Genomic DNA, 17,861 nt, shown 5'->3' with positions numbered 1-17,861 from the left:
GCCTCGCCCTAGGTAGCTGCCCGCCAGACCGAGGCGTCCACCGTCAGGAAGCTCAAACCGGGTTTGTCCCACAGCGCGGTCGACTTCACCTGCACCACGAGCAACGCGATGTCTCCGGAAGGGTGCTGAATGCAGAACTCGCTGCCGGCAGAGGCCGCGGCCAGCTCGAAGTAGTGGAAGTCGTCGCCCTTGGCGCCGGTGAGCATGAAGCTGCAGTCCTCGTAGGTGCTGCCCCCGCTGCCGAACATCTGGAGAATCGCGCTGCTGTCGCTCTCCAGAGCGCACCCGACTTCTTTGCAGGTGAAACGGATGTCGCCCTTGCGGTCGTCGCGCGTCTCGGGGCGCACGCCGTCGTGGATGTAGAAGGAGTTCTTCTCGTCCAGCATCACGGGGTTGAACGCCGGCACCGCACGAGGCTGCCCGCCCGAAGCCGAGGAGGAACTCGAACTCGACGCCTCCCCCGCCCCACCTCCGGCCGTCGGCGAAGCTCCCGACGTCCGCCCGGACGCCGTCGGGTCCGGTGTCGAGGTGAGCGAGGCCGTGTCGTGGCCCTGGTTTGCTCCTGACCCGTCTTGGAGCTTCCAGACCAGGCCCGTCACCAGTAGCGCCCCCACGGTGACGGCGGCAGCCGAGATCAGGGCGATACGGCGTCGGCGGGGCCGTTGCTGTGCCGGTACCGTCGGGGCTGTCGGCCGCGCCGGCGCGATCAGCGGCATCGTGAGCGCCGAGGTGAGGTCGGGGACCGGAGCCGGGACGGTCACTATGGGGCCCGTGACATCGCGCCAGACCGCCGGTCCGCCACCCGCGTCGGCGTCCCGGTCCAACTGCCGCCGACACCACTCGATGACCTCCGCAGGGGTGAGCCGCTCCTGAGGATCTTTTGCGAGGCACTGTTTGAGCAGTGATCGGAGCGGTTCGGGTAGGAGGGACAGGTCTGGCTCGGAGTGCACGATCCGGTAGAGGACGGTGGCGGAGGGACCGTCCCCGTACAGCGGCCCGCCCAGCGCAGCGAACGCCGCCGTCTGCCCCAGCGCGAAGACATCCGTGGCCGACGTGATCTCGCCCGCGACCGCCTGCTCCGGCGCCATGAACTGGGGCGTGCCGACGGCGGCGCCCGTCGCCGTGTAGGCCGTCGTGTCGGCGGCCAGGGAGATGCCGAAGTCGATGACGCGGGGGCCGTCGGAGGCCAGCAGGACGTTGGAGGGCTTCAGGTCCCGGTGGACGATTCCCTCGCCGTGGATGGACTGGAGCGCCTCGGCGATCCCCGCCATCAGCCACAGCACCGCCGGTACCGGCAGCGGTCCACGCCGGTGCACGGCCTCCGCCAGGGAGGGCCCGGGGACGTAGAGCGTGGCCAGCCACGGCGGACTGGCGTTCGCGTCGGCGTCGATCAGTTCCGCGGTGTAGGCGCCCCGCACCCGCCGGGCCGCCTTGATCTCGCGGCCGAAGCGGCGACGGAAGTCGGGGTCGTCGGCCAGTTCCGGGCGGACGACCTTGATCGCCACCGGTCGGCCGCCCGCCGTGTGCGACAGATAGACCCGGCCCATGCCGCCCGCGCCTAGCCGGGCGGCGAGACGGTAGCCGGCCACCACGGGCGGATCGTCCACCTGGAGTGGCTGGAACACGTCGTCCGCCGCACTGTTCACCTGTTCTCTTCCCCCTGGTCCCCTGAGCCCCTGAGCCCCGCATCCGTCGGTCCGATGATCCGACGAACAGCAGCAGCTTAAAGCGATTTCTGTGACTGCTGTGACTGACGTGACTGCTGGGGAATTCGGGGTACCGGATCGCCGGATCAGTCCAGCCGCGCCGCCCACCTGATCCCGCCCAGCAGATGCGCCCGGAAGTCCGGATCCTCGTACGCCTCCGCCGCATGGCCGAGCGCCGTGTAGAAGACCCTCCCCGCGCCCTGCTCCCGGCACCACACCAGCGGATGGTCGTCGCCCATGCCGCCGCCCGTGTACGACGACTCGTCGGCGCGCGCCAACACCCTTACCGCACCACGCGGGTTGCTGCGGAAGTCGTACCACTCGTCGGTGAAGTCCCATACGGCGGGCAGGTGTCGGGTCGCCGGGTGGTCGTGGTCCTCGATGACGGCCTTGCCCGGCTGGTAGTCGGGGTGGCGGTCGAACCGGGCGCCCAACAGCTCGCCGTAGTACGGCCATTCGTACTCCGTGCAGGCCGCCGCGTGTACGCCGACGAAGCCGCCGCCCGACTCCAGGTACGAGGCGAGCCGTTCCCGGCCGGTCGGTGTCAGGACCTCGCCGCTGGTGGAGAGGAAGACGACGGCGGCGTACCGGTCCAGGGGCGCTTCGAGGGCCGACGGGTCTTCGCTCGCGTCGACCTCGAACTCCCCCAGGGTGCGTACGGCGGTGACGGCGGCCGGGATGGAGTCATGGCGGTAGCCGGTGGTTCGGGTGTAGACGAGGAGTCGGGGGAGTCGGGGTGTCATGGTGTCGACCCTACGGGGGATGGGACAGCCGACCCGCCGCACAGGTGTTCCATCATGGACACGCCTCTGCGTAGCCTCGACCACACGATGAACACGATTCCCGCACGGCTGGACCACCTCGTCCTCGCGACTCCCGATCTGGCGGCCACGGTCGCCGGCTTCACCCGGCGTACCGGTGTGGCGCCCGCGCCCGGCGGTGTGCACATCGGGCGGGGCACCCGCAATTTCCTGGTGTCCCTGGGCGGCACCGGCTATCTGGAGATCATCGGTCCTGACCCCGAGCAGCCGGATCCGCAGGGGCCTCGGCCCTTCGACGTGGACGCGGTCAGTTCGGCGCGGACGGTGACGTGGGCGATCAGTCCGCCTGATCTGGACGCGGCGGTGGCCACCGCCCGTGCCCGCGGCTACGACCCCGGCGACGTGCACCCGATGAGCCGGCGCAGACCGGACGGCACCCTGCTCCAGTGGCGGTTGACGGACGGCGACACCCAACACCCGTCCGGTCTGGTGCCGTTCCTCATCGACTGGAGCGGCACGGTCCACCCCACCGCCTCGGGTCTGCCCACCACTCCCTTGCTCTCGCTGTCGGCGACCGCTCCCGACCCGGAGGAGATCCGCGCCCTGCTGGCCACCCTTGACACCGAACTCGCCGTCACCGAGGGGCCGGTGGGGCTCTCCTTCACCGTGGACACCCCACGGGGGCCGGTCACCTTCGACTAACCGTCCGTACCGCCATCAGCAGCCCGCTCGCCCAGGCCAGCCGGACGGTACGGAAGTCCTCGCGCGCCTCCAACTCGGTCAACAGCCGTGCGACGGACGCCTCGTGGCCCTCGGGCCAGCCGGGCTGCGGGTCGAGGTCGTCGATCAGGTACGTACCGCCGGGTGCGACCAGGTCCAGGGCTCGCTCCAGGTGGGTGAACTTCCCCGGCCACGTGTCCGCGAAGACGAGGTCGAAGGGCTCCGCGTCACCTTCGTCGGCCGCCGAGAAGTACTCCTCCAACCACGTGCCGCCGTCCGCGCCGACGAACGTCACACGCGGGTCGCCGCCCAACTCCCCACGCGCGACGGCCTGGACGGACTCGTCGAGTTCGACGGTGACCAGGCGGGCGTCCGGGTCCATCCCGTCGAGCAGCCAGGCCGTGCCCTCGCCCACGCCGGTGCCGAGCTCCAGGATCCTGCCGACCGGGCGAGCCGCCGCGAGCACGCTCAGGAGGCTTCCGGTGCGGGCGTCGCAGGACATGGTGAAGCCGGCGTCCCGGGCGGCGGCGCGCAGGGCGGGCAGGGCGGCTGGGGTGCGGAGGGGAGTGTCGTCCATCGGGACAGCATGCGAGGCCGGGGGCGGCGCGCACAACACGTCCGATTCCTTCAAGACCGGCCTCCCCCGCCCTGCCTACGGTGACCGCATGACTCCACGATTCGATGCCATCGGCCTGGTCGTCTCCGACATGGCCGCCTCCGTCGCCTTCTACCGCCGGCTCGGTTTCGCCTTCCCCGAGGGTTCGGAATCGGAGGGACACACCGAGGCCCAACTCCACGGCGGGTTGCGGCTGTTGCTGGACACGGAGACGGTGGTGCGCTCCTTCCACCCCGGCTGGGAAGCACCGAGCGGCGGCAGCCGGGCGGCGCTCGCCCTGCGGTGCGACAGCCCCGCCGAGGTCGACGCGGTCTACGAGGAGATGGTGACCGCCGGACATCATGGCGAGCTGAAGCCGTGGGACGCGTTCTGGGGCCAGCGGTACGCCACCCTGCACGACCCGGACGGCAACGGCGTCGACCTGTTCGCGCCGCTACCGTCGGCCCAGTAGCTCCGTCAGCGGTGCGCCCGCCAACTCCCGTACGTCACGCGCGAGATGGGCCTGATCGGCGAACCCGCACCGGAACGCCGTCTCCGCGTACGGCACTCCGCCCCGAGCCAGGACAAGGGCGCGCCGCAACCGCAGGATCCGGGCGAGGGTCTTGGGCCCGTACCCGAACGCCGCCCCGCACCGACGCTGCAACTGCCGTGCACTGAGCCCGAGTTCACCGGCTACGACGGCGACCGACCGGCCCTCGTCGAGGGCGTCCACGACATGTCGTACCAGCGGATCCGGCGCCCCGCTGTCGGCCGCCCACGCCAGCGCCACCTCTTCGAGCCCGCTCGCGGGGTCGGCGGCCGCGTTCACGCGCGCGGTGAGCCGGCGTACGGAGGCGGCGGGCCAGAGGTCGGCGAGTTCGACGCGCCGGTCGAGCAGTTCGTGGGCGGGAACGCGGAGGAGCGCGGGTGCGGTACCGGGATAGAAACGCACCCCGGCCCAGGGGCTTGCCTCGCCTTGAGTGACGTACGCACGCGTATCCGGCCCGGCAACGAGCAACCGCCCGTCGTGCCAGAGCAGATCCATGCACCCGTCGGGCAGAACGCGCCCGGTCTCGGCTCCGGACGGCACATTGGTCCACACGACGGCACCAGCAAGCCGGGAGGACCACTCCGAGTACATGCGAACAAGGCTACGCTCGATCAGCTCAGGGTCCTTACGCCACCCTCCCCCGATGCTCCTGCGGACTCACCCCGTACACCCGCTTGAACGCACTGGACAGCGCGAACGCACTCCCATACCCCACCTGCCGGGCGATCGCCTCCAGCGTCGCCTCACTGTCCCGCAGCCGGTCCGCCGCCAACGCCAGGCGCCACCCCGTCAGATACGTCATCGGCGGCTCCCCGACCAGTTCCGTGAACCGCCGCGCGAGGGCCGCCCGCGACACCCCCGCCTTCGCGGCGAGGGAGGCGACGGTCCAGGGGTGGGCGGGGTCGTCCTGGAGGAGTCGCAGGACCCGTCCGACGACGGGGTCGGCCAGGGCCCGGTACCAGGCCGGTGCCGCCGCCTCGGGGCGGGAGAACCATGCCCTGAGGGCGGCGATGACCAAGAGGTCGAGCAGGCGATCGAGGACGACCTCCTGGCCGGGTTCGTCGCGCACGATCTCCTCCATGAGGAAGGGCGTGAGCGGGCAGTCCCACACGTCGGAGGTGAGGGTCAGGAGCGGCGGGAGCGCGTCCAGCAGCCGCCCGCTCACCTCGCCCTGCCACAGGTACGTGCCGATGAGCATGACGGTCGACCCGTCGAGCCGGTCGCCCCAGGTCCGTACGCCGAGGTCCATGACGCCGTTGAGGGAGCGTCCGTCGGGGTAGCTGCACTCGGCGCCGGGGCCGATCACGGCCTGCGGGGCGGTTCCGGGGTCGTCGGCGCAGGTGTACGGGTCGGGGCCGCGGGTGATGGCGAGGTCGCCGGCGGTCAGCCGTACTCGTTCGCCCGCGTCCGGCATGATCCAGGCCTCGCCTCGGACCATGAGCATGACCGTGAGGGGCGCGCGGTCCTCGATGCGTACGCACCAGGGGGGTTCGAAACACGCTCGGATCATGAAGGCGCCCCGCGCGCGGGGGCCTTCCAAGAGGCCTGCGAGAGCGTCCATGCCGTCAGCGTAGACGCCCGCGCATGGGAATGAGCCGTTCAGCGATGGGCAGTTGGCGCGGCGGACAGTTCACTCGAAGCATGACGGAACACACAGGGAACGTGACGGTAGTGGTGACCGGTGCCTCGGGTCGTACGGGCAGCCGGGTGGCGCAGGCGGTACGGGCGGCGGGCCTTGACGTACGGGCCGTGTCGCGGGCCCAGGGGTTCGACTGGGAGAACCCGACGACCTGGGCGGAGACCCTGCGGGACGCGGACGCGGCGTATCTCGCGTACCCGACCGACGTCGGCTCCCCGGAGGCCGCCGAGGCGGTCGGGGCGCTGGCCCGGGAGGCGGTGGGGCTGGGGGTGCGGCGGCTGGTGCTGCTCTCCTCGCGCGGGGAGGAGCGGGCGCGGCCGGCGGAGGACGCGCTGCGGTCGTCGGGGGCGGACTGGACGATCGTACGGGCCGCTTGGTTCTCGCAGAACTTCAGTGAGGGGCCGTTGGTGGAGGGGCTGCGGCGGACCGGGGAGTTGGTGTTTCCCGGGGGTGAGGTGCGGGAGCCGTTCATCGATGTGCGGGACATCGCGGATGTGGTGGCGGGTGTGCTGACTTCTGGGGACCGGTATGTGGGTGACGTCGTCGCCGTCTCGGGGTCGCGGTTGTTGACCTTCGGGGAGGCGGTCGCGGAGGTCGCCGAGGCGAGTGGGCGGGAGTTGACGTATCGGGCCGTGTCTCCGCGTGCGTACGGCGAGGTGTTGAGCGGGTTCGGGGTGCCGGGCGAGGAGGTGGAGTTCCTCGTCGAGTTGTTCGGGGCGCTGCTGGACGGGCGTAACTCTTATCTGTCGGACGGGGTGCGGCAGGTGCTGGGGCGGGAGCCTCGGGACTTCTCGGAGTTCGCCCGGGAGGCGGCGGCAGCGGGGGTTTGGAAGGAGTAGCGCCGTAGGGGCGGTAGCCGCAAATCGATACAGCCCCGCGCCCCTGGGCCAACCCTAGGAACCGTCCGCCTCCTTGTGCGGCGGATGCGTGCTCTTCACATGCGTGCGCAGCCTCGACGTCACGTCCTCCGGCGGCAGGAACCGTGACCACCGCTCCGGGAACTCCGACGGCATGTCCGGGTCCTCCGGGTCGATCTCCTTGTGGGTCGCCGCCCTCGCCACGTAGTCCGCGACCTGCGCCTCCCGTGCCCTCTCGTTCGCCGCGCGGGCCGCTGCCGTAGACGCGGCGGGCCAGACGCGGTCGATGGCGGCGTTGACGGCGGCGCCCACGAGGACGGCGAAGGCGGAGACGCCGATCCAGAGCATGACGGCGACGGCGGCGGCCAGGGAGCCGTAGATCGAGGCGCCCTCGATGGTGTTGGTGAGGTAGATGCGGAGCAGGAAGCTGCCCAGGACCCACATCGCCAGGGCTACGAGTGCGCCTGGGACGTCCTCGATCCAGGGGGAGCGGACGGGGACGGACACGTGGTAGAGCGTGGTCAGGAAAGCGACCGACAGGACGATCACCACCGGCCAGTACAGGATCTGGACGAGTGTTTCGGACCACGGGACGATCCGGACCACCGCGTCCGGGCCGGCGACCATCAGCGGGAGGGCGATCGAGCCGATGAGGAGTGCGGCGAGGAAGAGCAGGAAGGCGACCAGGCGGGTCTTGACGATGCCGCGGACGCCGTCGAGGCCGTACATGACGGTGATGGTGTCGATGAAGACGTTGACGGCGCGGGAGCCGGACCAGAGGGCGAAGAGGAAGCCGATGGAGATGACGTCGGGGCGGCCACCGTTCATGACGTCGTCGAGGATCGGCTGGGCGATCTGGCGGACGCCCTTGTCGGAGAGGACCGTGCGGGAGGCTTCCAGGAGGTTGGCCTCCAGGCTGCTGATGGTGTCGGTGCCGGTCCAGTCGTCGACGTAGCCGAGCAGGCCGATCATGCTGAGCAGCAGCGGCGGCACGGACATGAGAGTGAAGAAGGCGGCCTCGGCGGCGAGGCCGAGGATGCGGTACTCCATGCAGGAGTTGACGGTGTCCTTGAGCAGCAGCCAGGCGGTCCTGCGCTTGGAGACGTTCCGGTAGAGGGCACGCGCCCGGTGGAGACGGCCGGAGGGGGGCCGCTGAGGGGATTCACTTGCTGGCTGCACGCCCTAAAGGTATCCGCCGCGGGAGGTCGCACTCATCCCCCGGGCCGGTCGGGGGTGTGCGGGTGGGCGGGGTTGTTGCGCTGTCATGGCCGCGGTGGCCGAATTGTTCGGTGGTGCGTAACGGAATCGAAACATTCGATTACGCCCTCTTTCGGTGAGTTCCTTGGCGGGGCCCGCATTCGGGCCGCATATACGGCATGAGCCTGTCATGGATCGGTATCCGGAAATCGCCATTGTCAGAAACGTGCTTGAAGCGTTCATGAATCGTCCGAAACAATTCGGATTGGATTCGTTGCGCATGCCGAGGATCACTCGGGCGCATACGACACGGGGGAACTTCGCAGGTCACTGACCATGGCCGGGCTCTTCCCGCGTGTCTTGGAACATCTCGCACCGCATTTCTCACCGCCCCCGGGGAATTGCACCAGTCACCGAGGAGCTCATGTGCCGACCGGCACCGAACGTGTTCTCGCCGAAGTCCTGGCCGGTGTCGTCCAAGTGGACCATGTACCGCCCGACAGCCACTTCTTCGACGATCTCTGCGCCAATTCTCTCGTCATGGCCCACTTCTGCGCCCGGGTCCGGAAGCGCCCGGATCTGCCGTCGGTGTCGATGCGGGACATCTACGGCAATCCCACCATCCGCAGTCTGGCGGCGGCCCTCGAACAGGTCCCGGAGGCCGCGGTGGTGCCGGTCGAGGAGCCGCCGCCCCCGCCCGGGAGCACGCCGCGGTATGTCCTGTGCGGGGTTCTGCAGTTGCTCGTCTTCGTCGGGTACTGCCTGCTCGCCGGGGCCGTGACCGCCCGCGGCTACGAGTGGGTGTCCGCCGGTGCCGGGGCCGTCGACGTCTATGCGCGGTCCGTGCTGTTCGGCGGCGCGCTGTTCGCCGGTGCCTGCGCGCTGCCCGTCGTGGCGAAGTGGCTGCTGGTCGGGCGGTGGCGGGAGACCGAGTTCCCGGTGTGGAGCCTGGCGTACGTCCGCTTCTGGACGGTGAAGGCGCTGCTGCACGCCAATCCGCTGGCGCTGTTCGCCGGCAACCCGCTGTATGTCGGCTATCTGCGGCTGCTGGGCGCGCGCATCGGTCCGGGGGTGACGATCCTGTCCCGCTCGGTGCCGGTCTGCACGGATCTGCTGACGATCGGCGCCGGCACGGTCGTGCGGAAGGAGGCGTACTTCCTCTGCTACCGGGCGCACCAGGGTCGTATACAGACGGGTGCCGTCACGCTCGGGCGGGATGTGTTCGTCGGGGAGAAGACCGTCCTCGACATCGGCAGCTCGATGGGCGACGGCTCCCAGCTGGGGCACGCGTCCGCGCTGTACCGGGGTGTCCGCGTCCCGGCGGGCGAGCGGTGGCACGGCTCCCCCGCGCAGCCGACGGACGTCGACTATGTGCGGGTGCCCCCGGCCGAGTGCTCCGCCGTACGCCGGGCCGGGTACGCGCTGGCCGCGCTGGGGCAGGCGCTGCTCGTGTTCGTGCCGCTCGCGGTCGGCGGCAGCTATCTGCTGCTCACCGAACTGCCCTGGCTCGACGTGCTGCTCGCGCCCGGCTCGCGGGATCTGACGTCGGCGGCGTTCTACGGCGAGGCCCTCGGGCTGTCGATCGGCTGCTTCCTGGCGTTCGTCGTCCTCGGCCTTGCCGTGGTGACGCTGGTGCCGCGTGCTCTGAAGCCGCTGGTGCGCGCGGGGCGGACGTATCCGCTGTACGGCTTCGCCTACTCGGCGCACCGGACGATCGCCCGGCTGACCAACATCAAGTTCTTCAAGTGGCTGTGCGGCGACAGCTCGTACATCGTCCCCTATCTGCGGTCCATCGGATACGACCTCTCGCGGGTGGAGCAGACCGGCTCCAACTTCGGTACGGAGGTGCAGCACGAGACGCCGTATCTGGCGACGGTGGGCAGCGGCACGATGGTCGCGGACGGTCTGTCGATCCTGAACGCCGACTTCTCGGGTACGTCGTTCCGGGTCGCCCGCGCCTCGATCGGGCCGCGTAACTTCCTCGGCAACCACATCGCCTACCCGGTGGGCGGGCGTACCGGCGAGAACGTGCTCCTCGCGACGAAGGTGCTGGTGCCGCTGGACGGCGAGGTCCGCGAGGGGGTGGGGCTGCTCGGCTCGCCGAGTTTCGAGATCCCGCGGTCGGTGGAGCGGGACAGCCGCTTCGACCAGCTGCGCGAGGGCGCCGAGCTGGACCGGCGGCTGGCCGCGAAGAATGGATACAACCTGCGCTCGATGGGGCTGTTCCTGTTCATCAGGTGGCTGCACTGGTTCGCGCTGATGGTCATCGGGTTCGCCGCGATCGATCTGTACGAGCGGGTCGGCGTCTTCCTGATCGGCGTGTCGATGGTCGCCGGGCTGCTGTTCAGCGTCGGCTACTACGTGCTCGTGGAGCGGCTGCTGTGCCGCTTCCGGCCGCTGACGCCGATGCTGTGCTCGATCTACGATCCGCGGTTCTGGCGGCAGGAGCGGTTGTGGAAGGTGCCGGACGACCATCTCGTCCTTTTCAACGGCACACCGTTCAAGAACGTCGTCTGGCGGCTGCTGGGGGTGCGGGTGGGGCGCCGGGTCTTCGACGACGGTGTCTCCATCACCGAGCGGACCCTCGCCTCGGTCGGTGACGACTGCACGCTCGGCGCGCACACCAAGGTGCAGTCGCACTCGCAGGAGGACGGCACCTTCAAGTCCGGCCACATCGCGATCGGGGCCGACTGCACGCTCGGCACCGGCGCACTCGTCCACTACGGCGTCTCGATGGGCGACGGCGCCGTGCTCGCCCCCGACTCCTTCCTGATGAAGGGCGAGGAAGTGCCCGCGCGGGCGCACTGGGGCGGAAATCCCGCGGTGGGGAGGCAATCGAGGCCATGAACACGATCCCGCGATGGACCCTGGACCCGAGGCCGGGCTCGGCGGAGTACGAACTCCCGCTGCCCGACGGTCTCCTGATCAGTCATCAGGCGGTGGAGGCCGCGCACGACCGCGTGCTCGCCGCCCTGTCCGCGGACCGCGACGACACCACGCTGCACGTCGGTGTCACCGGCCGCACGCTGCGCCTGCGCTACCGCACCGACGTCCTCGACCGCGAGGCCGCCGCCCGGATCGCCGGCTACCACCTGACCGCGCTCACCACACCCGTACGGCGGAGCCTGCTGTCCGAGTCCGAACTCCGGTTCCAGCTGGAGGAGTTGGCGGGCCCCGAGCGCGGGCTGCCGGACCGGCGGGTGCACCAGCTGTTCGAGGAGCGGGCGGCCGCGCATCCGGACGCGGTGGCCGCCGTCCACGAGGACACCGCGTGGACGTACGGCGAGCTCAACGCCCGGGCGAACCGCATCGGCCGGGCTCTGATCGGGCACGGGCTGCGGGCCGAGGGGGTCGTCGCCGTCATCATGGAGCGCAACCTCGACTGGCTGGCCGCCGTGCTCGGCGTCCTCAAGGCGGGCGGGGTGTATCTGCCGATCGAGCCGCACTTCCCGGCCGCACGGATCCGGGCGATCCTGACCCGCGCCGACTACGACCTGATCCTCACCAAGGACTCCGTGGCCGCCGCCTACACCGAGGGACACGCGGACACCGACCTCGGCATCCCGGTCACGGCGGACCAACTCGCCTACATCTACTTCACGTCCGGCTCCACCGGCGAGCCCAAGGGCGCCATGTGCGAGCACGCCGGGTTCCTCAACCACGTCCTCGCCAAGCTGGAGGACCTGGACATCGGCCCCGGGCAGGTGGTCGCGCAGACCGCGCCGCAGTGCTTCGACATCTCCCTGTGGCAGCTGCTGTCCGCCCTGCTGGTGGGCGGGCGGACCCTGCTGATCGGGCAGGACACCATCCTGGACGTGCCGCGGTTCGTGGACACGATCGAGCGCGGCCGGGTCAATGTGCTCCAAGTCGTCCCCTCCTATCTGGAGGCCGTGCTCGCCGAGTTGGAGCAGCGGCCCCGCGAACTCCCGGAGCTGCGGCGGGTGTCGGTGACCGGGGAGGCGGTGAAGCGGGAGCTGGTGCAGCGCTGGTTCGCGGCCTGCGCCGGGATCCCGCTCGTCAACGCCTATGGCCTGACGGAGACTTCGGACGACACCAACCACGAGGTCATGGACCGGGTGCCGGACGAACCCCGGGTGCCGCTCGGGCGGCCGGTCGCCAATGTGCGGATCTACGTCGTCGACGAGCAGCTGGTGCCCGTACCGCTCGGGGCGCCCGGCGAGATCGTCTTCTCCGGGGTGTGCGTGGGCCGCGGGTACGTCAACGACCCCGAGCGGACGCGGGCCGCGTTCGCCGAGGACCCGTACCGGCCCGGGGAGCGGCTGTACCGCAGCGGGGACCACGGGCGCTGGCTGCCGGACGGGAAGCTGGAGTTCCTGGGCCGCCGGGACAGCCAGGTGAAGATCCGCGGGTTCCGGATCGAGATCGGCGAGATCGAGAACGCGCTGCTGCGGGTCGACGGGGTCCGCGACGGTGCCGTGGTCGTCGTACGCGGGACTCGGCTGGTCGCGTTCTGCACCGGTCCGGCGCCGGTCGCCGCCGACGCCGTACGGGCTCGGCTGGGCGCGTCGCTGCCGCCGTACATGGTGCCGGCCGTCGTGCACTGGCGGGAGCGGCTGCCGCTGACCGCCAACGGGAAGACCGACCGCAAGACGCTGACCGCGCTCGCCGAGGGACTCGACACCGGCTCGGAGGAGCCCGGTTCGCCGCTCGGGGCCGCCGCGGACGAGCCCGGTACGCCGGGTGAGCGGCGGCTGGCGGCCGCGTGGGCCGAGGTGCTCGGGATCCCGGCGGAGCGGATCGGCCGCCACGACCACTTCTTCGACCGGGGCGGCACCTCGCTGGCCGCCGTGAAGCTGGCGATCGCCCTGGACCGGGCGATCAGCCTCAAGGACGTCACCCGGTATCCGGTTTTCGCCGACCTCGCCGGACTGCTGGACGCAGCCACGTGAAAGGAACCACCTCGATGCCGCTCTCCACTCCGGCCGGCCGTCCCCCGCGGCTGGCCGCCGACCCGGCCGGTGACCCGGAGGCCTGGGCCGCCGCACACCGCGACGAGCTGCGGGCCGCCGTCGCAGAACACGGCTGTCTCCTGGTCCGCGGCCTGGGTCTCGCCGACCCCGCCACCACCGCCGCCGTCTTCCGGCGCCTCGCCGACACCCTGATGCCCGACCGGGAGCCCTTCGCACCCCGGCGCTCCTACGCGGACGGCGTGTACTCGTCGTCCAAGTGGCCGCCGAACCAGCAGATGTGCATGCACCACGAGACGAGCTACGGCGTGGAGTTCCCCGGCCTGCTGCTCTTCGCCTGTCTGGAGGCGCCCGCGTCCGGCGGCGCCACCGGAGTCGCCGACGCGGCCGCCGTGCTGGAGGCGCTGCCGGCCGGGCTCACGGACCGGTTCGAGCGGGAGGGCTGGATCCTGACGCGGACGTACCACGACGAGATCGGGGCGTCGTTCGCCGAGGCCTTCGGCACCGAGGACCGCGCCGTCGTCGAACGCTGCTGCCGCGACCGGTCCATCGACTTCGCCTGGCAGCCCGACGGCTCCCTGCGCACCCGCCAGCACCGCCCCGCCGTCCTGCGCCACCCGGCCGACGGCCGCCGCTGCTGGTTCAACCAGATCGCCTTCCTCAGCGAATGGACGATGGAACCCGAGGTGCGCGCGTTCCTGGTGGAGGAGTACGGCCCCGACGGGCTGCCCTTCACCACCCGCCACGGCAATGGCGATCCGATCGACGAGGACGTCGTGGCCACGATCAACGAGGTGTACGAGAAGCACACCGCGCGCGAGCCCTGGCGCTCCGGCGATCTGCTGCTCGTCGACAACATCCGTACGGCACACAGCCGGGAGCCGTTCGACGGCCCGCGCGAGGTGCTGGCGGCGCTGGCCGATCCGGTCCGGCGCGCCGACCGCGAAGTGAGGACCGCATGACCGCCCTGACCGCACCGCCGTTCGCCGTGATCTCCGGCGCCCAAGTCCAACAGGCCCTGAAGGGACAGGAGTTGGACATCGCGCATCTGGTCGAGGCCGTGTACCGGCTGCACGGCGCGGGCGACGCGGTGAACCCGCCCTCGTTCTTCCTGCGCTTCCCGGACCGCCCGGCCTCCCGCATCATCGCGCTCCCGGCCTCGCTGGGCGGCCCGCTCCGGGTGGACGGCCTGAAGTGGATATCGAGCTTCCCGGAGAACACCCGGTCCGGCCTCCCCCGCGCCTCCGCCGTCCTGATCCTCAACGACCCGGACACCGGCTACCCGTACGCCTGCCTGGAGAGTTCGGTCATCAGCGCCACCCGCACCGCGTCCTCCGCCGCCCTGGCCGCCGACCGCCTCAGCCGCTCCAGGACCCGCCCGACCCGCGTCGGCTTCATCGGAACCGGCCTGATCGCCCGCTACATCCACTCCCATCTCGCCGCGACCGGCTGGGAGTTCGAGGAGACGGCCGTGCACGACCTGTCGCCGAAGAGCGCGGCGGGCTTCTGCGGCTACCTGGAACGCTCGGGCGCGAGGGGCAGGGTGAAGATCCACGAGACCCCCGAAACCCTCATCCGCACCAGTGACTTGCTGGTCTTCGCCACGATCGCCGCGAAGCCCCACGTCCACGACCCGTCCTGGTTCGACCACCACCCCCTGGTCCTGCACGTGTCGTTGCGCGATCTCGCCCCGGAGATCCTGCTGACGTCCGCCAACTTCGTCGACGACGTCGAGCACTGCCTCAAGGCGGACACCTCCCCGCACCTGGTCGAACAGCTCACCGGGAACCGGGACTTCATCGACGGCACGCTCGACGACGTCCTCACCTCACGCGTGCCCGTACCCGCGGACCGGACGGTGGTCTTCTCCCCCTTCGGCCTCGGGGTGCTCGACCTCGCGGTCGGCAGGTTCGTCCATGACGAAGTGGCCAGGCGGGGGGAACTGCACGTCGTCGACGGGTTCTTCCACGAGCTGCGCCGGTACGGCTGACCGACGCGCACGTGGCGCACCAGAACAACCAGGGGGAACACCATGCCCGTCATATCCGATCCCACACAGTTCAACGAGGAGGAGCTGTACGTCGACCTGCGCGCCGCCCTCGGCCTTCCGCTGTATCTCAAGTGCGAGGGCTTCAACTTCGCCGGGTCGATCAAGATGAAGGCCGCGACCGAGATGGTGACGGCCGCCGAACGCGAAGGCAGGCTGCGGCCGGGCGCGGTCCTGGTCGAGTCCTCGTCGGGCAACCTGGGCGTGGCGCTCAGCGTCATCGCGGCGAGCCGGGGCTACCGGTTCCTGTGCGTGACCGACGTCCGCTGCAACCAGTCGAGCGTCCGCCTGATGGAGGCGCTCGGCACCCGGGTCCACATCATCGAGGAACCGGACACCCACGACGGCTTCCTCGGCGCGCGCACCTCGTACGTCCGGGGTCTCTGCGCCTCCGACGACCGCTACGTGTGGCTCAACCAGCACGCCAACCAGAACAACTGGAAGGCCCACTTCCGCACCACGGCCCCCGCCATCGCCCACCGCTTCCCCCGCCTGGACGTCCTCTTCGTCGGGGCCGGCACCACCGGCACCCTCATGGGCTGCGCCCGCTGGTTCTGGCAGTGGCGCCGCCGCGTCCACATCGTCGCCGTCGACAGCGTCGGCTCGGTCAGCTTCGGCGGCCCCCCGGCCCGCCGCATGATCCCGGGCCTGGGCACGAGCGTGCCCCCGGCCCTCCTGGACACGTCGTACATAGCCGAGGTGATCCACGTCGAGGAACAGGACACGGTCCGGATGTGCCGCGCCTTGGCGGCCAGAGGCTTCCTGTTCGGCGGCTCGACCGGAACGGTGGTGAGCGGGGCGAGCGAGTGGCTGGAGCGCCAGGGCGGCCGCCCCCTGACGGCAGTCGCCCTGGCCCCCGATCTGGGCGAACGCTACTTGGACACGGTCTACCGAGAGAACTGGCGAGCAGGCCTGCTAGCAGCGCCCCGTTAGGGGCGCGGGGCTGTATCGATGTGCGGCTACCGCCGCGTGGGCGCGATCAGCCACAAACGACCCGCACCCGCCGAACGACATCACACCCCCACGGCGGGTAGGTTCCACACATGGCAGGCAGCACGCACACCGTGACCAACCAGCCCCCACCCCTGATCGGCTACGACGTCTACAACGCCGACAACTCCCTGGTGGCGGCAGTGGAACGCCACACGGACCCCACCGCCCTGGACGACGTCCGCGGCGAACTGACGGCACTCGGCAAGGCCTCCGGTTCCGCCCAGGTCCAGGCATGGGGCACGCAGGCCAACGAGAACCCGCCAACCCTCCGCACCCACGACCGCTACGGCCACCGCGTCGACGAAGTCGACTTCCACCCCGCCTGGCACCGCCTCCTCGGCAAGGGCGTCTCCGCCGGCCTCACCGCCGCGTGGACCCGCCCCGCGGGCCACGTCCGCCGGGCCGCCGCGTTCCTGATCTGGACGCAGGTGGACGCGGGCAACCTCTGCCCCCTGTCGATGACCCACGCGGCGGTCCCCGCACTGCGCACGGACCCAACTCTCGCCGAGCAGTGGGAACCCCTCCTGACCTCGATGGTCTACGACCGTGAGCTGCGCCCCGCCCACCAGAAGGCCGGCGCCCTGTTCGGAATGGGCATGACGGAGAAGCAGGGCGGCAGCGACGTACGGGCGGGCACGACACAGGCCGCCCCACTCGCCGAGACCGGCACGTACACCCTGACCGGCCACAAGTGGTTCTGCTCGGCCCCCATGTCCGACGGCTTCCTGGTTCTCGCCCAGGCCCCCGAGGGCCTCAGCTGCTTCCTCGTCCCGCGCGTCCTGGACGACGGCACCCGCAACCCGTTCGGCATCCAGCGTCTCAAGGACAAACTCGGCAACCGCTCCAACGCCTCCGCCGAGGTCGAGTTCGACGGCACGTGGGCCAGGCGCGTAGGCGACGAGGGCCGTGGCGTACGGACGATCATCGAGATGGTCGCGGCGACCCGGCTCGACTGCGTCCTCGGCTCGGCGGGCCTGATGCGGCAGGCCGTCGCGCAGGCGATCCACCACTGCGCGTACCGCGAGGCGTTCGGCGGCAAGCTCGTCGACAAGCCGCTGATGCGCAATGTTCTGGCCGATCTCGCCCTGGAGTCCGAGGCGGCGACGACGCTCGCGCTGCGGCTCGCGGCCGCGTACGACGACGGCGGTGAGCAGGAGCGGGCGTTGCTGCGGATCGCGGTGCCGGCGGCCAAGTACTGGGTGACGAAGCGGTGTCCGCCGGTGGCGGTGGAGGCCGCCGAGTGCCTGGGCGGCAACGGCTATGTCGAGGAGTCGGGGCTGCCGAGGCTGGTACGGGAGTCCCCGCTGAACTCGATCTGGGAGGGCGCGGGCAACGTCCAGGCGCTGGACGTGCTGCGGGCCCTGCAACGCGAGCCCCTTGCCCTGAACGCCTATCTCCAGGAGGTCGGCAGGGCGCGCGGCGCCGATCACCGTCTCGACGGCGCCATCAAGGATCTGCTGACCGAACTGGCCGACCTGGACGGTGTCGAGGGCCGGGCCAGGCGGCTGGCCGAAAGGCTCGCCCTGGTGCTCCAGGGCGCGTTGCTGGTGCGGTACGCGCCCGCGGAGGTCGCCGACGCGTTCTGCGCGTCCCGGCTGGGCGGTGACGGGGGCGCGGCGTTCGGGACGCTGCCGTCGAGCCTGGATCTGGCGTCCGTGGTGGAGCGGGCGCGCCCGCTGTCCTGACCTGCGCGGAGAGGAACACAGGGGTGGTGCTGCGCCGACACGGCACCACCCCTGCACTTGGCCCGTTCGAGGCCGCGAACGCCGCTCGGGACGGCGTTGGGTCAAGTTTCAAACACGGTCCGGCCGTCCACCAGGGTTGCAGGGGGTTGCAACTTGCTGCTGACTGTGGCCGGAGTGTGTCCG

At 70.8% G+C, this 17,861-nt stretch carries 15 protein-coding genes; 9 read left to right on the top strand and 6 right to left on the bottom strand.

Annotated elements, in window-relative coordinates; genetic code table 11:
- Positions 1-8 precede the first annotated feature (8 nt).
- Entirely contained in the window at positions 9-1,646 is a 1,638-nt protein-coding gene (locus ABZ928_RS02190) for a serine/threonine-protein kinase (protein WP_361514540.1), read from the bottom strand.
- Positions 1,647-1,792: 146 nt separating this feature from the next.
- Positions 1,793-2,449, bottom strand: coding sequence for a ThuA domain-containing protein (locus tag ABZ928_RS02185; RefSeq protein ID WP_361514539.1), 657 nt, complete (start codon positions 2,447-2,449; stop codon positions 1,793-1,795).
- An 87-nt stretch (positions 2,450-2,536) separates the two neighbouring features.
- On the opposite strand from ABZ928_RS02185, the gene ABZ928_RS02180 reads away from it, so the two are divergent.
- Positions 2,537-3,169: a VOC family protein gene (locus ABZ928_RS02180; protein WP_361514913.1), complete on the top strand. Its 633-nt coding sequence runs from the start codon at positions 2,537-2,539 to the stop codon at positions 3,167-3,169.
- Here ABZ928_RS02180 and ABZ928_RS02175 read toward each other — a convergent pair.
- Entirely contained in the window at positions 3,156-3,764 is a 609-nt protein-coding gene (locus ABZ928_RS02175) for a class I SAM-dependent methyltransferase (protein WP_361514538.1), read from the bottom strand. The two genes, ABZ928_RS02180 and ABZ928_RS02175, sit on opposite strands and share 14 nt — an antisense overlap.
- Positions 3,765-3,852: 88 nt before the next feature.
- Here ABZ928_RS02175 and ABZ928_RS02170 point away from each other — a divergent pair, with 88 nt between their 5' ends.
- Positions 3,853-4,254 (top strand): VOC family protein, encoded by a 402-nt coding sequence (locus tag ABZ928_RS02170; protein WP_361514537.1) that lies wholly within the window; start codon positions 3,853-3,855, stop codon positions 4,252-4,254.
- On the opposite strand, the gene ABZ928_RS02165 is transcribed toward ABZ928_RS02170, so the two are convergent.
- The gene (locus ABZ928_RS02165) at positions 4,237-4,923 is read right to left on the bottom strand and encodes a helix-turn-helix transcriptional regulator (protein ID WP_361514536.1); all 687 of its coding nucleotides are present in this window, start codon (positions 4,921-4,923) and stop codon (positions 4,237-4,239) included. The two genes, ABZ928_RS02170 and ABZ928_RS02165, sit on opposite strands and share 18 nt — an antisense overlap.
- Before the next feature lie 34 nt (positions 4,924-4,957).
- Positions 4,958-5,893, bottom strand: coding sequence for an AraC family transcriptional regulator (locus tag ABZ928_RS02160; RefSeq protein WP_361514535.1), 936 nt, complete (start codon positions 5,891-5,893; stop codon positions 4,958-4,960).
- 80 nt (positions 5,894-5,973) lie between these two features.
- Between ABZ928_RS02160 and ABZ928_RS02155 the strand changes: the two genes are divergently transcribed.
- Positions 5,974-6,810 (top strand): NmrA family transcriptional regulator, encoded by an 837-nt coding sequence (locus ABZ928_RS02155; protein WP_361514534.1) that lies wholly within the window; start codon positions 5,974-5,976, stop codon positions 6,808-6,810.
- Positions 6,811-6,864: 54 nt separating this feature from the next.
- Here ABZ928_RS02155 and ABZ928_RS02150 read toward each other — a convergent pair whose 3' ends face one another.
- Positions 6,865-8,007: a YihY/virulence factor BrkB family protein gene (locus ABZ928_RS02150; protein WP_361514533.1), complete on the bottom strand. Its 1,143-nt coding sequence runs from the start codon at positions 8,005-8,007 to the stop codon at positions 6,865-6,867.
- 444 nt (positions 8,008-8,451) lie between these two features.
- On the opposite strand from ABZ928_RS02150, the gene ABZ928_RS02145 reads away from it, so the two are divergent.
- The 6 genes from ABZ928_RS02145 to ABZ928_RS02120 all read left to right on the top strand — a co-directional run bounded on the left by ABZ928_RS02145 (position 8,452) and on the right by ABZ928_RS02120 (position 17,678).
- A complete protein-coding gene (locus ABZ928_RS02145; RefSeq protein WP_361514532.1) occupies positions 8,452-10,872 on the top strand; it encodes a Pls/PosA family non-ribosomal peptide synthetase in 2,421 nt (806 codons plus the stop codon).
- On the top strand, positions 10,869-12,935 hold the full coding sequence (locus ABZ928_RS02140) for a non-ribosomal peptide synthetase (RefSeq protein ID WP_361514531.1): 2,067 nt from the start codon (positions 10,869-10,871) through the stop codon (positions 12,933-12,935). Before ABZ928_RS02145 ends, ABZ928_RS02140 begins: the two co-directional genes overlap by 4 nt.
- Before the next feature lie 14 nt (positions 12,936-12,949).
- Positions 12,950-13,915: a TauD/TfdA family dioxygenase gene (locus ABZ928_RS02135; protein WP_361514530.1), complete on the top strand. Its 966-nt coding sequence runs from the start codon at positions 12,950-12,952 to the stop codon at positions 13,913-13,915.
- Positions 13,912-14,943, top strand: coding sequence for a 2,3-diaminopropionate biosynthesis protein SbnB (gene sbnB, locus ABZ928_RS02130; RefSeq protein ID WP_361514529.1), 1,032 nt, complete (start codon positions 13,912-13,914; stop codon positions 14,941-14,943). Before ABZ928_RS02135 ends, sbnB begins: the two co-directional genes overlap by 4 nt.
- A 42-nt stretch (positions 14,944-14,985) precedes the next feature.
- Positions 14,986-15,933, top strand: a complete 948-nt coding sequence (gene sbnA, locus ABZ928_RS02125; RefSeq protein ID WP_361514528.1) for a 2,3-diaminopropionate biosynthesis protein SbnA — start codon at positions 14,986-14,988, stop codon at positions 15,931-15,933.
- 110 nt (positions 15,934-16,043) lie between these two features.
- Complete coding sequence (locus ABZ928_RS02120) at positions 16,044-17,678, top strand: acyl-CoA dehydrogenase family protein (RefSeq protein WP_361514527.1); 1,635 nt, start codon at positions 16,044-16,046, stop codon at positions 17,676-17,678.
- Positions 17,679-17,861: the final 183 nt, after the last annotated feature.

It is taken from the genome of Streptomyces sp. NPDC046909, assembly GCF_040644695.1.
Lineage (GTDB): Bacteria > Actinomycetota > Actinomycetes > Streptomycetales > Streptomycetaceae > Streptomyces.
The sequence above is the reverse complement of the archived record's forward strand: the minus strand, read 5'-3'. Positions and strand labels throughout refer to the sequence as shown.

Excerpts from the sequence above, each read along its gene's own strand:
- ABZ928_RS02185 (WP_361514539.1), bottom strand. The coding sequence starts at position 2,449 with ATGACACCCCGACTCCCCCGACTCCTCGTCTACACCCGAACCACCGGC.
- ABZ928_RS02180 (WP_361514913.1), top strand. The coding sequence starts at position 2,537 with ATGAACACGATTCCCGCACGGCTGGACCACCTCGTCCTCGCGACTCCC.
- ABZ928_RS02175 (WP_361514538.1), bottom strand. The coding sequence starts at position 3,764 with ATGGACGACACTCCCCTCCGCACCCCAGCCGCCCTGCCCGCCCTGCGC.
- ABZ928_RS02170 (WP_361514537.1), top strand. The coding sequence starts at position 3,853 with ATGACTCCACGATTCGATGCCATCGGCCTGGTCGTCTCCGACATGGCC.
- ABZ928_RS02165 (WP_361514536.1), bottom strand. The coding sequence starts at position 4,923 with ATGTACTCGGAGTGGTCCTCCCGGCTTGCTGGTGCCGTCGTGTGGACC.
- ABZ928_RS02160 (WP_361514535.1), bottom strand. The coding sequence starts at position 5,893 with ATGGACGCTCTCGCAGGCCTCTTGGAAGGCCCCCGCGCGCGGGGCGCC.
- ABZ928_RS02155 (WP_361514534.1), top strand. The coding sequence starts at position 5,974 with ATGACGGAACACACAGGGAACGTGACGGTAGTGGTGACCGGTGCCTCG.
- ABZ928_RS02140 (WP_361514531.1), top strand. The coding sequence starts at position 10,869 with ATGAACACGATCCCGCGATGGACCCTGGACCCGAGGCCGGGCTCGGCG.
- ABZ928_RS02135 (WP_361514530.1), top strand. The coding sequence starts at position 12,950 with ATGCCGCTCTCCACTCCGGCCGGCCGTCCCCCGCGGCTGGCCGCCGAC.
- sbnB (WP_361514529.1), top strand. The coding sequence starts at position 13,912 with ATGACCGCCCTGACCGCACCGCCGTTCGCCGTGATCTCCGGCGCCCAA.
- sbnA (WP_361514528.1), top strand. The coding sequence starts at position 14,986 with ATGCCCGTCATATCCGATCCCACACAGTTCAACGAGGAGGAGCTGTAC.
- ABZ928_RS02120 (WP_361514527.1), top strand. The coding sequence starts at position 16,044 with ATGGCAGGCAGCACGCACACCGTGACCAACCAGCCCCCACCCCTGATC.